Raw genomic sequence first — 13,736 nt, 5'->3', positions numbered from 1 at the left:
AAAGAGATATCAAAAGTAACCTTGATATCTCTTTTAAAAAACTTATTCTTATGTTAACTTGCTTATAAATAATGTAGCTAATCCTAAGAAGAAAAAGAAACCACATACATCAGTAAAAGTTGTTACAAATACAGCAGAGGCTAATGCTGGGTCCACTCCTACTTTTTTGAGTACTACCGGAACTGCATATCCGACAATTGTTGCCAATGCCATGTTAAGTATCATTGCTATGCCAACTACTAAACCAAAAATAGGATTACCTGACCAAAGTACACCAAGCATACTTACTGCAACTCCAATAGCCGCTCCATTTACCAACCCAGTTAATACTTCTTTAAAAAATACTCTTCTAGCATTTTCACCAGTAAGCTCCCCTAATGCTATTCCTCTTACTATGAGAGTTAAGCTTTGAGTACCTGCATTTCCACCCATACCTGCCACAATAGGCATAAAGCTCGCCAATATTACTACTCTATCTATCGTTCCATTAAATATATTAACTGTTGCTCCTGCTAAAATTGCTGTAATTAAATTAACGAATAACCAGGGTAATCTACTCTTAACTGATTCTCTAGCTCTTCCATCTAATACTTCACCTTCATTAAGTCCTCCAAGACGGTATATATCCTCATTATCCTCATCTCTAACAACTTCAATAATGTCATCTAGCGTTATTACTCCAAGCATATCTCCTTTATCTCCAACAACTGGCATTGCTTGAAATCCATATTTCTCAAATATTACTGCTACATCTTCCTGATCCATAAAAACTGGAATACTCTTCACATTTTCATGCATTATATCCCTTATTATTATGTCAAATGATGAAATAACAAGTTCTCTAAGTGATAGTATTCCTTTTAAACTTTCTTCTTCGTCTAAAACATATAAATAATACACTGTTTCTGCTTCAATTCCTGCAGTTTGAAGATAAGTTAATGTTTCTGCTACTGTCATGTTTTCTTTTATGGCAATAAATTCTGTTGCCATAAGTCCACCAGCGGTATCCTCTTGATAAGTTAGTAGTTCTTTAACCTCTTCTTGATCTTCCTTGTCTAGCGCTTCAAGTAATTTATTAGCCTTATCTGGTTCAACGCTTAAAAGTAAATCCGTTATTTCATCTGAACTCATCTCATTGACTATATTTCCTTGTTCAATATCAGTAAATAGATTAAGGAATTCTTCTTTCTCTTCCTCTTCCATTTCTTCTATTACATCTGCTAATAGCCAATGTGGAAGTTTTTTAATTAAATAAGCCTTTTCTTCTTCTGACTCTCTAATAACATCTAAAATATCTGCTGGATGAATATCCTCAATAAATTCCAAGAACTCATTTCCTGGTAAATTTATAAGTCTTTCTTTTAATTCATTAATGTTTAAGCTTTTGTTCATTTTAGCTACCTCCATCTTCAGGAGGAAGCATTATAGATTGATATATATGAATCCTCCTGGATTAATATTTAGTTTTTTATTTAAATTCTTACTACTATACCCACTGGGATCCATATATCTCACCTCTTTCTATTCTTTATGTACTGAATCTAAATTTCCAAATTTACTGTATTGTCCAAGCCAAGCCAATTTTACTGTTCCTACTGGACCGTTTCTCTGCTTAGCTATGATACATTCTCCTACGTTCTTTTCTTCAGTTTCTTTATTATAATACTCATCTCTATATAAAAACATAACTAAATCGGCATCTTGTTCAATTGAACCTGATTCTCTTAAGTCTGAAAGCATAGGTCTATGGTCTGCTCTTTGTTCTGGCGCACGAGATAACTGTGAAAGAGCTATAACAGGGCATTCCATTTCCTTTGCTAATGCTTTAATACTTCTAGATATTTCTGAAACTTCTTGTTGTCTACTTTCCCCTGAACCAGACATAAGCTGCAAGTAGTCAATCATGATTAAATCAATTCCGTGCTCCATCTTAATTCTTCTACACTTACTTCGCATTTCCATAACTGATAGACCTGCTGTATCATCGATATATATTTTTGCCTTTGATAGTGGTCCTGCTGCTCTTGCAATATTATCCCAATCCTTATCCTCTAGATTACCTGTCCTTAACGCTAGCATATCTACATTAGCTTCTGAACATAACAACTTATATGCAAGTTGTTCTTTAGACATTTCCAGTGAAAATACCACAACGCTTTTTCCTTCTCTTAAGGCAGCATGCTCAGTTATATTTAATGCAAAAGTCGTCTTTCCCATTGACGGTCTTGCTGCAATAAGCACCATATCTCCTTTTTGGAAGCCTGAAGTTTTGGCATCTAGATCATTAAACCCAGAACCTACTCCTGTTATATCTCCCTTATTATTGAACAGTCTTTCAATCTGTTCAAAACTTCTCTCTAATACATCACTAAGTGCTTCATATTCTGATGTATTTCTCTTTTCTCCTATATCAAAAATTCTTTTTTCAGCTTTATCTAGAACCTTTTCTACTTCCCCTTGCTCATTATAACTAGATTCTATTATCTCTGTAGATGCTCTTATTAATCTTCTTAATGTTGATTTTTCAGAAACTATTTTTATGTAAGCCCCTAAATTCGCTGTTGTTGGAACAGATCCACTTACCTCTGTAACGTAAGTAGCCCCCCCTGCATTTTCAAGTTTTCCTGTAGACTTCAGATACTCTAACAAAGTTATTAAATCTACTGCCATATCTCTTTGAAACATATCTACAATACTTCTAAATATAACCTTGTGTGAGTCTCTATAAAAATCCTCTTCTTTTAAAGCTTCTGCGGCTTGTGCAATAGCTGTTTTATCTATAATCATAGATCCTATTACTGATTGCTCCGCTTCAATACTTTGAGGCAAACTCTTCATAAGAGTATTTTCCATAAAAATCACCTCCTTAATTTCTATGTGAATATATATAATTATAATATTTTTCCTAATAATCAATACTGAATTTTTGTTACGTTACTATTATACTAAAAAAAAGAGGCATTGCCTCTTTTTTTCTCAAAATTTTTAATATCTTCGAATATTAATTGAATAGGACTTCAATTGCTTCTTCAATTGATTCAATAGCTTTCACTTCTATATCCTTTAAACCTACTGGAATTTCTTTTTCATTATCTTTAGGAACTAAAACAAGTTTTATTCCTTTTCTTCTAGCACCATATATTTTTTCAAAAATTCCACCTACTGGTTTAGCTTTTCCTCTTAATGATATTTCACCAGTCACAGCTACATCTTGTCTTAGTGGCTTTTCTTCTAATGCACTAATTATACTTAGTGTAATTGCAACCCCTGCAGAAGGACCATCTATATTTCCTCCTCCAATAACATTAACATGAATATCATAGTCTTTAATATCTTTATTGGTTATTTTTCTAATTACAGATGCAGCATTGAAAACTGAATCCTTAGCCATTGATCCTGCAGTCTCATTAAATCTTATGGTTCCAGCTCCTTTTTCTTTAGCCTCATAAACTGATGCCTCAATTTCTAGAGTTGATCCTAAAAATCCTGATACTCCTAATCCATATATATGTCCAATTTCATATGCATTATCCTTGTCCACTCTTTCGTATGGAATAAATCTTCCTATTGCAAGAACCTCTTCAACATCTTTCAATGTTATAGTTATTTTTTCTGGAAGGTTGTCCTTTTTATTGTAAAGAGCATATCCATAAGCATCTGCTAATATATTTACAGCTTTTCTACCTTCTATAGTATATCTGCTTATCAATTCTGGAATTTCCTCTGCTAATAATACACCTAACTTTTCTGCTGCATTTTCAATAATTTTTTCTATATCCTTTGCTCCTAATGGTTCAAAATAAACTTCAGTACATCTTGATCTTAATGCAGGATTAATTTCACTTGGTTCTCTAGTAGTCGCCCCAATAAGTACAAAATCTGCTGGAGCACCATTATCAAAAAGATATTTAATATACTTAGGCGTATTTTCATCATCTGGGTCATAGTATGATGATGAGAATTCTACTCTTTTATCTTCTAATACCTTTAATAACTTGTTTTGAAGTATGTCATCCAGTTCTCCTATTTCATCAATAAAGAGAACTCCACCATGTGCTTCAGTTACCAAACCTGGCTTTGGTTCAGGAACACCTATTTCAGCTAAATCTTTTTTACTACCTTGATATATAGGATCGTGTACTGACCCCAATAATGGGTTAGTTATTTCTCTAGGGTCCCATCTCAATGTAGTTCCATCTACCTCAACAAACTTCGATTCTTCATCAAACGGAGTAAAATTCATCTTCCTTGCAGCTTCCAATGCAATTCTTGCTGCTGTAGTTTTACCTACTCCCGGTGGCCCATAAAGAATTATGTGTTGTGGATATGGCGATGCCATCTTTGATAATAGCGATTTTATAGCTCTTTCTTGACCAACAATTTCCGAAAAATCTGCTGGTCTAAGTAAACTCATTATATTTTTATTTGCTTTTCTAGCATCTAAAACTTCTAACTTAGCATATTTCTTTAATGTCTTTGCATTTTCAGGACCTTTTTGTTTCCTTATAATGCCTAATCTCATTTCATCTATATACTTATCTTGTTTTTCTACTAAAACTTGCTCAACTTGTGATTCTATTCTATTTTGAATAAATCTTTTTGCTAATTCATCAGAAACCCAATTAAAAGTATCTTCCATTGCTTCATTTACATTTTCTGATGTCGGAACTACCTTCACGCCTTTTCCATCAGATGCAATTTTATTTAATGCATAAACTCTTTCATATATTAATTCTGATTTAATATGTTTTTGAAGTTTATACTTTACTGTTCTTGCTCTAATAGCTCCCTCATCTAAAACATTTTTTAATATATCAAATAATACATTAACTTGAGACTCTAAAGAAAGTTCATTGCTCATTAATTCCTCTAATACATTTGCTTGGTTTCTTGTCCTCAATATATAGTCCTCCTTAAGTTTCAGAGACAATAACAACCTTCATCTTAGCTGTTACTTCAGGGTATAACTTTAGTTCAATATTATATACTCCTGCAAGCTTAATAGTATCCATAACTATCTTTTTCTTATCTATCTCAACTTTATATTGAGTTTTAATAAGTTCGGATACATCTTTGCTTGTTATTGCTCCAAATAATCTTCCTTGCTCACCTGTTTTTGCTTTTACAGTTATTTCTTTATCTTTAAGTTCAGCTGCTAATTTTTGAGCTGCTTCTATTTCCGCTAATTTCTTTTTTCTTTCATTTTCTTTTTTATTATTTAGGATATGCAGATTACTTTCATTAGCTTCTTGTGCTAATTTTCTAGGAAATAAAAAATTCCTAGCATATCCATCTGACATCTCTACAACATCACCTTTTTTTCCAACCTTCTTTACATCTTCTAATAATATTACTTTCATGTTATTCACCTTCCCTTAAGTAGTTTGATATAGCTGCTTTCAGTTTCTCTTTAGCTGCTTTTATATCTGTATTGCTAAGTTTTGCACCAGCCATAGTCATATGACCTCCACCCCCTAAGGTTTCTAGAATAACTTGAACATTTATATCTCCTAGTGATCTTCCACTTATATAAATATCCTCTTCTATTCTAACAAACACAAAGGACGCTTGAATACCTGTAATATTTAGTAGATCATCCGCTACTTGTGCAGCTAATACAACTTCTGTTGCTTCTGGCGGACATATGGCAATAGCTACATTATTTTCTACCTCTGCAGATTTAATTGTCTGAGCTTTTATTATATAGCTTTCTAAATCATCAGAGAAGAGTTTCTTTATGTGTATTGTATCTGCACCTAGTCTTCTCAAGAAAGATGCAGCATCAAAAGTTCTTACCCCAGTTTTGAAAATAAAGTTTTTAGTATCTATGAAGATACCAGCTAGTAAAGCTTCTGCTTCTATTACTTTAAGTTTCGGCTTATCTAGCATATACTGTACAACCTCTGTAACCAATTCTGAAGTTGATGATGCATATACCTCAATATAATTCAGTAATGCACCTTCTATCATATCAGGACTTCTCCTGTGATGATCTATTATGACAATTCTTTTGCATTTATTTAATATGCTATTTGTTTGAATATAATTAATGTTATGAACATCAACTACAATTACTAAATCTGTTTCTTTAATTTCATTTAGAGCATCTTCTACATTAATAAATAAATCGTCATATGAGGAGTCTTTCTTAACCTCTTTTAAGTAAAAATCAATATTTCTATTGTCATTGCCTAAAATTATCTTACACTGCTTACCTATTTGCTTAATTGCTGAAGATAAACCAAATGCTGCTCCAAAACAATCCATGTCTGGGTTCTTATGCCCCATTATATAAACTCTTGAACTTTCATAAACTAAATCCTTTAGTGCTCTTGCCACAACTCTAGCTCTTACTCTAGTTCTCTTTTCCAGTTCCTTAGTATTACCACCAAAAAAAGCTTGTTTATCTGGCCATTTTACAACTGCCTGGTCACCGCCTCTGCCTAAAGCAAGCTCCTTTGCTGTAACTGCATAGTTATGATTTTCTTGAGGGGATCTCCCTCCTATACCTACACCTATTGATAGAGTCACATCCATTTTATTTCCCATATCAATATCTCTTATAGTATCTAATATTTCGAACTTTTTCTTTATCTGTTCCTCTACTAACCTATCAGGTATACATAATACATACTTATTTGAGTCGTATTTTCTTATCATAGCATTATGACTTATTGCATAGTTGTTAATGGTTCTCTCAACCTCTGCGATAAGTAGAGGAGCATCATTCTCCTCCATAGACTTTGCTGCATCACTCATATTGTCAACTTCTATCAATACTATACTGTCTTTAGTCGCTGATCCATTTTCTAAATAAGTAATATCATTGAAATAGAGTAAATATGCTTCTTGCTTTTGAAAAAATTCTATTTTTTGACTATAAACTTCATATATTATATCTCTAAACTTTACTTTTTGCGAGTTTTTTATATTACTTTTTATAACTTTTTCTAGTGAAATGTCTCTAAACAAACCTACTATATTGTTATCTTTTAATTCTTCGGAATTAATTTCATCCTTAAACTTTTTATTACTCCATAATATGCTACCACTATTGTTAATTATTGCTATAGAATATAACATATTCTTTAAATTTTCTTCCATTTCATTTGATAAATAGGTAGCCATATTATTTATATTATTTTCAAATCTTTCTTGTGCCTGAAATCTCTTTCTAAGATTATACGCTGCTACTATTAAAGCCGTTATTGTAATAACTAATAGCAAGTCTATTCTATTTATTACATATACCACTATTGATATTAGTACAATTACTAATGTAAAAACTATATTATAATTTTTACTTTTTTTATTCATATGAGCCTCCTTAGGGCTATTATTGAGGTTTTATTTTTTACTTTTAAGAACCTTATTAAAGGATACAAATCCTATTTTTCTTAAGTCAACTACACTATCAACTAATCCAATAATAAACAAGAATTGGTTCGTAAAAGATATAAATAAAAATATAACAATTATTGCCCTAGTATTACTTTTCAACTTGTACTTTATTTTCAAAAAATAGCTTATTACTGCTCCTCCTATGATTGCCATAGTAAATTGCAATATAGCTGAAGATGAAAGAATAATATATTTTGAAAATGTAACATTGCCTAACTTTAATAAATAACCAATAGTTGATATTATCATCACAACTACTATAACTTTTATATTAATATACCAATTAGAGAAATTCCTTATTGGCTCCATTTTATAATTAAATCTTCTTATTACCTTCATACATATTATATATGTTAGTAAAGAAGAAAGAAGCATTGATAAAACTAATCCTGCAGGCAACATATATATTAAAGTATTAAAGTCAATGTTTGAAGCACTTCCAGTTAATTTTGCAACACTTTCTGAACTACTCTTTGCAGATTCTATCATTAGATTTATTTGCTCACTTACTGTACTACCTAAAAAAACATTTATATATAAAAATATATCTACTATATTTCCTATTAAACTTGCTATTGTTAATAAACCAAATGTCTTTACAAAACTTTGCTTATATTTTATACAATATCCAAGACTTAAGGATGTTAATGCCGTAATTATCATTGTCCCTGACATTAAAATAATATTATTAAATAAACTTATTAAAATTCCAGAAACCAAAAGTGATAATACTGCTGCTTTTAAACTATTTCTTAAGTATATAAGTATAACTGGTATAGGTAATATACAAGTTATAAGTAGCGAAGTTCCTGGCACAAATGTACTTATAGTCATTAATATGAATGTCACTGTAGCCATTATACCTGCTTCTACTATTGCTTTTGTAGAAATCTTGTTCATATTCCCTCCATTTATCTTTCGTTAATAAATTACTAGTCTCTTCTCTCTTTTAAATGATGATGTAACTTTCTTAGTGCATCACCATAATTCTCCTGATTATCCTCGTCAACAATTCCTATCCTAATTTTTTCTTTAGTATTTTCATCTATTTGTAAATATGAATATCCTAATTTTTCCCCTAATAGATATAATATAATCATTGCCGAAGATATGCATTCTAATACAGCATCTTTGGCTACATTACTTCCTCTTGTTAGTAATTGAAAAAATTCCCCTATAACACATATTAATTGCGCTTTTAATTCCTCAATAAGTTTAATATCCCCCATTATGTTAAATTCATCCTTCCTCAACAACCTCTCCCCCTCTCATCTCTTTATCCTGTATATTTATTTTAGTTTTTTTTGGATATTATTTCAACTAAGTATTTTTCACCATTCTATTAATATTTAATTATTTAGTCAATTTTTATATTTCAGTAATAAAAAAAATAAAACCCCATATGGGGTTTTATAATTTTTACTCTGTAGTAAAAGGTAATAAAGCTATGTTTCTAGCTCTCTTAACAGCATCTGTTAGCTGTCTTTGATGCTTAGCACATGTTCCAGAAATTCTTCTTGGTAAAATCTTACCTCTTTCAGTAACATATTTTCTTAGCTTATTTATATCTTTGTAATCAATAGACTCAGCTTTATCAACACAAAAAGCGCAAACTTTTCTTTTTGGTCTTCTCATTTTGCCGCCTTTTCTTACTTCTCTGCTCATTTCTTTCCCTCCTTACCTAAATTCTAGAATGGGATATCTCCGTCATCAACTGGCGTCATATCCTCTTCGAAGCTCATTCCACCACCAAAACTATCGTTTGATGGTGCAGCATATTCAGAACCATTGTTGAAACCATTGTTTTTGTTTCCAGAAGCATTTCCTTTACTTAAGAAATTAACTTCATTAGCTACTACTTCTGTAACATATCTCTTAGTTCCATCCTTAGCATCATAAGACCTAGTTTGGATTCTACCGCTAATAGCCATTAAACTTCCTTTGTTCATGTAATTAGCTGTAGATTCTGCTTGTTTACCCCAGATTGTTACTGAGATAAAGTCAGCTTCCCTTTGTCCAGTTGAAGCATTATACTTATCAACTGCTAGGGTTACAGTGGTCACTGCAGTACCATTTCCTGGTGTAAATTTCAACTCAGGATCTTTAGTAAGTCTGCCTATAAGAATTACTTTATTCATTCAAAAACACCACCTTATTTTTCTTCCTTAACTATTATGTGTCTTACGATTCCGTCTGTAATTCTGAATATTCTGTCTAACTCGCTTGGTAATTCTGGGTTAGCACTGAAGTTAACTAAAGTGTAGTAACCTTCATTGATTTTGTTTATTTCGTAAGCAAGTTTTCTCTTACCCCAGAAATCTACATTATCAACAGTTCCTCCACCGTTTTCGATAACACCCTTAAACTTCTCGATTGTAGCTTTAACAGCCTCCTCTTCGAATGATGGATGAATTACGAATATAGTTTCATACTTTCTCATTCTTTTCACCTCCCTCCGGACTATTGGCCATGCTAATGCATAGCAGGGACTTACAATTTTACAGTATATCACTTTGCTCTAATAATTTCAACATATTTTATAAAATTTCTTCTTTGTTTGTATTAGAAGATACTATTTTTTTTATTCCTTTTTGAAATTTACTCCTTGGAAGCATAACTAATCTTCCACAACCTAAACATTTTATTTTAATATCTGCTCCTAATCGTATTACTTCCCATTCAGAGCTTCCGCAAGGATGCTGTTTTTTCATTAATACTACGTCTCCCAAATTAAATTCTTGCATTTCTACTCACCCCCATATTTATATCTTATTACTTACTTTTTATAACTTCTACCTTTCCTTGTGGTCTTTCTATTCCTTCTCTTTCCATAGTAAGTTTAATTTCTTTTCTTAATTCTCTTTCTAGTGCCCATTGATACATTGGTTCTGTTTTTCCTATCACTCTTATTACTACTGCAGATACCCCTAAGGACTGCACCCCTATTACTTTAGGTTTTTCAATTATATGCTCTTTTTCAGAAGCTACCTTTTCACATGCACTATTAATTACTTCAATGGCTATATCAATATTCTCCTTATATGCAATCTCTACATCTACAATAACACTCATATCTCCTCTAGAATGATTCGTTACTTGAGAAATAGTTCCATTAGGAATATAGTGCATATCACCATTAAAATCCTTAAGTTGAGTCATTCTGATCCCTATGCTCTCAACAATACCTGAGTTATCACCTATGGTTATATAATCCCCTACTGCATATTGATCTTCGAACAATACAAAGAATCCATTTATTATGTCTTTTACTAAACTTTGGGTACCAAAGCCTAGTGCAACTCCCCCAATTGATGCAAAGGTTAAGGAAACACCCGAGAATAAATTCGCAAATATTCCTATTCCACCAATAAAATATACTGAATATCTAAGAATACTTTTTAGTACTTCTCCAACAGTATTTGCCTTCTTTTCGTCCATTGTAAATCTTATTTGACTTTTTATCTGATTATGGACAAATTTCTCAATTATATAATTTCCTATTCTCACTGCCATGTACATTAAGAGCAGTATCACTAATATTTTTATTATTCCCCAGGCTATATTGAATAAGAACTGAATATCAACAATTCTCCCACCAATATCCAATGTTTTTTTCTCCGCATCTATGGAAAATAATGATTGAAATATATACATTTCTCTCATCCTCCCTTTTATAATCTAGAAAATCCTTCTTCATTCTTTATATATAATCCATTAATCTCTAGCTGGTTATTTTCTATACTCTCTTTAACATTGATCAAGATATTCTCATTAAACCTTATACATATACCACAACTTCCTGTTATTACAGATGGGGTTGGCATAACCTCAATATCCAAATTATCTTCTTTTAATTTTTGTTCTCCTTTTATAGCTCCTATTGTATTTTTAAATACCACTAAACAATATCTATTCATATGTATTCCCTCCTAAACTTATATTATAACACTTCCTCTTTTTTTCTTGAAAATTTATTTTAACCTTTATATTATTTCTAAATAGTGTATATAATTTTAATGTCTGTCTATATTATTAGACTTTCTGTTATAATTAGTAATTAAGATAATATATTTTTATTTCACTTTATTTTAAGGAGTTTTTATGAATATTTATTTAGATAATGCAGCTACATCCTTTCCTAAACCAAGCATAGTTTCTGAATCTATGTTTAATATAATAAATTCTTTAGCTTCAAATCCCGGAAGAGGTGCATATAATTCAGCCCTTACTGGAACTAGAAGTGTTTATGAATGTAGAGATTCTATTGCTAACTTTTTTGGTTTTAATAAAGCTGAGAATGTAGTTTTTACGCCAAATATAACTTATGCTTTAAATACCTTGATTCACTCAATTGTTAAACCTGGTTGGCATGTAATAACTTCTGAGATGGATCATAATTCAGTCTTGCGCCCGCTTAATACATTAAAAGCTAAGGGTGTAATTGATCTTGACATAGTAAAATGTGATTATTCAGGTAAAATTATTTTACAAGATTTTATTGATAAAATAAATAATAATACAAAACTTGTTGTTTTATCTCATGCATCAAATGTATTTGGTACTATACAACCCTTGGATATTATTGGTAAAATATGTTTAGAGAAAGGTATTTATTTCATTATTGATTCAGCTCAGAGCGCAGGCCATATTCCAGTAAGATTTGACGACTTGAAAGCTGATGCTATTGCTTTTACTGGGCATAAAAGTCTTTTAGGACCTCAAGGAATAGGTGGATTTATAATTAATGATAAACTAAATGAAATTGCTTCTCCTATCTTTTCAGGTGGTACAGGAAGTAATTCGTCTGATTTGCTTCAACCAAGCTTTTTACCGGATAAATTTGAGATTGGTACCCTTAATACTCCTGGAATTGTAGGTTTAAGTTCTGCACTTAATTACTTAAGAACAGAAGAATATAACAATCTTTTAGTTAAAGAAAAAAACTTATTTAAATATTTTCTTGAACAACTAGATAAAATAGATAACTTAATTATATACGGAACAAAAAACTCACTTAAGTCTACACCTACCGTATCAATAAATATGAAATCAAAAGATACTTCTGAATTGTCTTATATTCTTGATAAAAATTATGGTATTATGACCAGAACTGGTTTGCATTGTGCCCCTTTAGCTCATAAATCAATGGGAACTTTTCCTTCTGGTACTGTTAGATTTAGCCTTGGTATATTTAATAATGTAAATGAAATAAATTATGTTTTAGAATCTCTTGATTCCATTGCAAAGGAGGTTATCCTATGAAAGAATTTGAAGAAAAGATAAGTAAGTTAGGAATATTTTTTATATGCTATACCCTACTTTTCTTAATATTCTTTAAAACTCTGCCTTATACAATTCCATTTGTTCTTGCTTCATTATTTGCATTAATTTTAAGACGTCCTACTAGGTATTTAATAAAAAATTTTAAGATCAAAGATTGGTTTGCATCTTTAATTACAACTATATTATTTTTATCCACGGTTATTATTTTTATTATAATTTCTGTTGGTGCTTTAGCTAATCAGCTTATAAACTTAACTAAAAATGTACAACACTATTTAACTGATAATTCTTCATATATTATGGATAAGTTTACTGAGATTCAGGATTACTTTTATAATTTAAATATTGATCCTTCTATTATCAACTCAGTTAAAGATACTGCAACTGGTTCCTTAAGCAAAATCGTTAACTATAGTGTTTCAATTGGATCTGGGGTTGTATCTTTAGCTATCTCAATAGTTTCATATATACCCTATATAATAATGGTTATTATTTTCACACTATTAGCTACCTTCTTATTCACTAAGAAATTTGCTGCTTCAAATACTAAATCCCTTTTATCTGGTTTACCAATTGAGAATAATTCTCTTTTGGGTATAATTGGAAAAATACGCCACAAATTCTTTAACTATGCACTTTCATATATGTTTTTAATTTTTGTTACTTTTTTAATTACTTTTATAGGATTCTATAGCTTTAGGATTAACTATGCTTTAATTTTAAGTGTTTTGTGTGCTATTTTGGATTTGCTTCCTGTACTAGGTATGCCAATGGTCTATATCCCACTTGCTGGATATAACTTACTTACTGGTAACTATTTAGTTGGTATTGGGCTTCTAATTCTATATGCTATTGTCTTTATTACAAGGCAAATATTAGAACCTAAAATTATGTCTACTTCTTTAGGATTAAATCCTATAGCTGTTTTAGCAGCTATATTTATTGGGATAAGCGTAAACGGAGTTGGTGGTATGATCTTTTGTATGTTCTTAGTTGTTTTTTATACTGTTCTTAAAGATGAAAAGGTATTGTAAATTTTTAGTATATTAACC

The 13,736-nt window shown here is 31.0% G+C and carries 15 protein-coding genes; 2 read left to right on the top strand and 13 right to left on the bottom strand.

Annotation, left to right across the window (positions count from 1 at the left end):
- Positions 1-48 precede the first annotated feature (48 nt).
- The 13 genes from mgtE to PTZ02_RS18495 all read right to left on the bottom strand — a co-directional run bounded on the left by mgtE (position 49) and on the right by PTZ02_RS18495 (position 11,318).
- Positions 49-1,392 (bottom strand): magnesium transporter, encoded by a 1,344-nt coding sequence (gene mgtE / locus PTZ02_RS18555; protein WP_274229240.1) that lies wholly within the window; start codon positions 1,390-1,392, stop codon positions 49-51.
- Positions 1,393-1,521: 129 nt separating this feature from the next.
- The gene (locus PTZ02_RS18550) at positions 1,522-2,853 is read right to left on the bottom strand and encodes a replicative DNA helicase (RefSeq protein WP_274229239.1); all 1,332 of its coding nucleotides are present in this window, start codon (positions 2,851-2,853) and stop codon (positions 1,522-1,524) included.
- A gap of 148 nt (positions 2,854-3,001) precedes the next feature.
- Complete coding sequence (gene lonC / locus PTZ02_RS18545) at positions 3,002-4,861, bottom strand: Lon family ATP-dependent protease (protein WP_274229272.1); 1,860 nt, start codon at positions 4,859-4,861, stop codon at positions 3,002-3,004.
- Between the two features lie 52 nt (positions 4,862-4,913).
- Positions 4,914-5,360 carry a 50S ribosomal protein L9 gene (rplI, locus tag PTZ02_RS18540; RefSeq protein WP_274229238.1) on the bottom strand — a complete coding sequence of 149 codons (447 nt, stop codon included), beginning with the start codon at positions 5,358-5,360 and terminating at the stop codon, positions 4,914-4,916.
- Position 5,361: 1 nt separating this feature from the next.
- Positions 5,362-7,317, bottom strand: a complete 1,956-nt coding sequence (locus PTZ02_RS18535; protein WP_274229237.1) for a DHH family phosphoesterase — start codon at positions 7,315-7,317, stop codon at positions 5,362-5,364.
- A 30-nt stretch (positions 7,318-7,347) separates the two neighbouring features.
- Positions 7,348-8,301: a DUF2232 domain-containing protein gene (locus PTZ02_RS18530; protein ID WP_274229236.1), complete on the bottom strand. Its 954-nt coding sequence runs from the start codon at positions 8,299-8,301 to the stop codon at positions 7,348-7,350.
- A 32-nt stretch (positions 8,302-8,333) separates the two neighbouring features.
- Positions 8,334-8,654 carry a MazG-like family protein gene (locus PTZ02_RS18525; RefSeq protein WP_202765890.1) on the bottom strand — a complete coding sequence of 107 codons (321 nt, stop codon included), beginning with the start codon at positions 8,652-8,654 and terminating at the stop codon, positions 8,334-8,336.
- Between the two features lie 166 nt (positions 8,655-8,820).
- Entirely contained in the window at positions 8,821-9,066 is a 246-nt protein-coding gene (gene rpsR / locus PTZ02_RS18520; RefSeq protein ID WP_202765889.1) for a 30S ribosomal protein S18, read from the bottom strand.
- Between the two features lie 23 nt (positions 9,067-9,089).
- Positions 9,090-9,539, bottom strand: coding sequence for a single-stranded DNA-binding protein (locus tag PTZ02_RS18515; RefSeq protein ID WP_274229235.1), 450 nt, complete (start codon positions 9,537-9,539; stop codon positions 9,090-9,092).
- 14 nt (positions 9,540-9,553) lie between these two features.
- Positions 9,554-9,841, bottom strand: a complete 288-nt coding sequence (gene rpsF / locus PTZ02_RS18510) for a 30S ribosomal protein S6 (protein WP_238886543.1) — start codon at positions 9,839-9,841, stop codon at positions 9,554-9,556.
- A gap of 97 nt (positions 9,842-9,938) precedes the next feature.
- Positions 9,939-10,145, bottom strand: coding sequence for a DUF951 domain-containing protein (locus PTZ02_RS18505; RefSeq protein WP_202765886.1), 207 nt, complete (start codon positions 10,143-10,145; stop codon positions 9,939-9,941).
- A 28-nt stretch (positions 10,146-10,173) separates the two neighbouring features.
- The gene (locus PTZ02_RS18500; protein ID WP_274229234.1) at positions 10,174-11,055 is read right to left on the bottom strand and encodes a mechanosensitive ion channel family protein; all 882 of its coding nucleotides are present in this window, start codon (positions 11,053-11,055) and stop codon (positions 10,174-10,176) included.
- Between the two features lie 17 nt (positions 11,056-11,072).
- Positions 11,073-11,318, bottom strand: a complete 246-nt coding sequence (locus PTZ02_RS18495; RefSeq protein ID WP_202765884.1) for a DUF3343 domain-containing protein — start codon at positions 11,316-11,318, stop codon at positions 11,073-11,075.
- 184 nt (positions 11,319-11,502) lie between these two features.
- Here PTZ02_RS18495 and PTZ02_RS18490 point away from each other — a divergent pair, with 184 nt between their 5' ends.
- Both PTZ02_RS18490 and ytvI read left to right on the top strand, forming a co-directional pair.
- Positions 11,503-12,663, top strand: a complete 1,161-nt coding sequence (locus PTZ02_RS18490; RefSeq protein WP_274229233.1) for an aminotransferase class V-fold PLP-dependent enzyme — start codon at positions 11,503-11,505, stop codon at positions 12,661-12,663.
- A complete protein-coding gene (ytvI, locus tag PTZ02_RS18485) occupies positions 12,660-13,718 on the top strand; it encodes a sporulation integral membrane protein YtvI (protein WP_274229232.1) in 1,059 nt (352 codons plus the stop codon). The genes PTZ02_RS18490 and ytvI overlap by 4 nt, the downstream gene beginning before the upstream one ends.
- Positions 13,719-13,736: the final 18 nt, after the last annotated feature.

Origin of the sequence: Clostridium sp. 'White wine YQ', from assembly GCF_028728205.1 — a bacterium.
Classification (GTDB): Bacteria; Bacillota; Clostridia; order Clostridiales; family Clostridiaceae; genus Clostridium_T.
The sequence above is the reverse complement of the archived record's forward strand: the minus strand, read 5'-3'. Positions and strand labels throughout refer to the sequence as shown.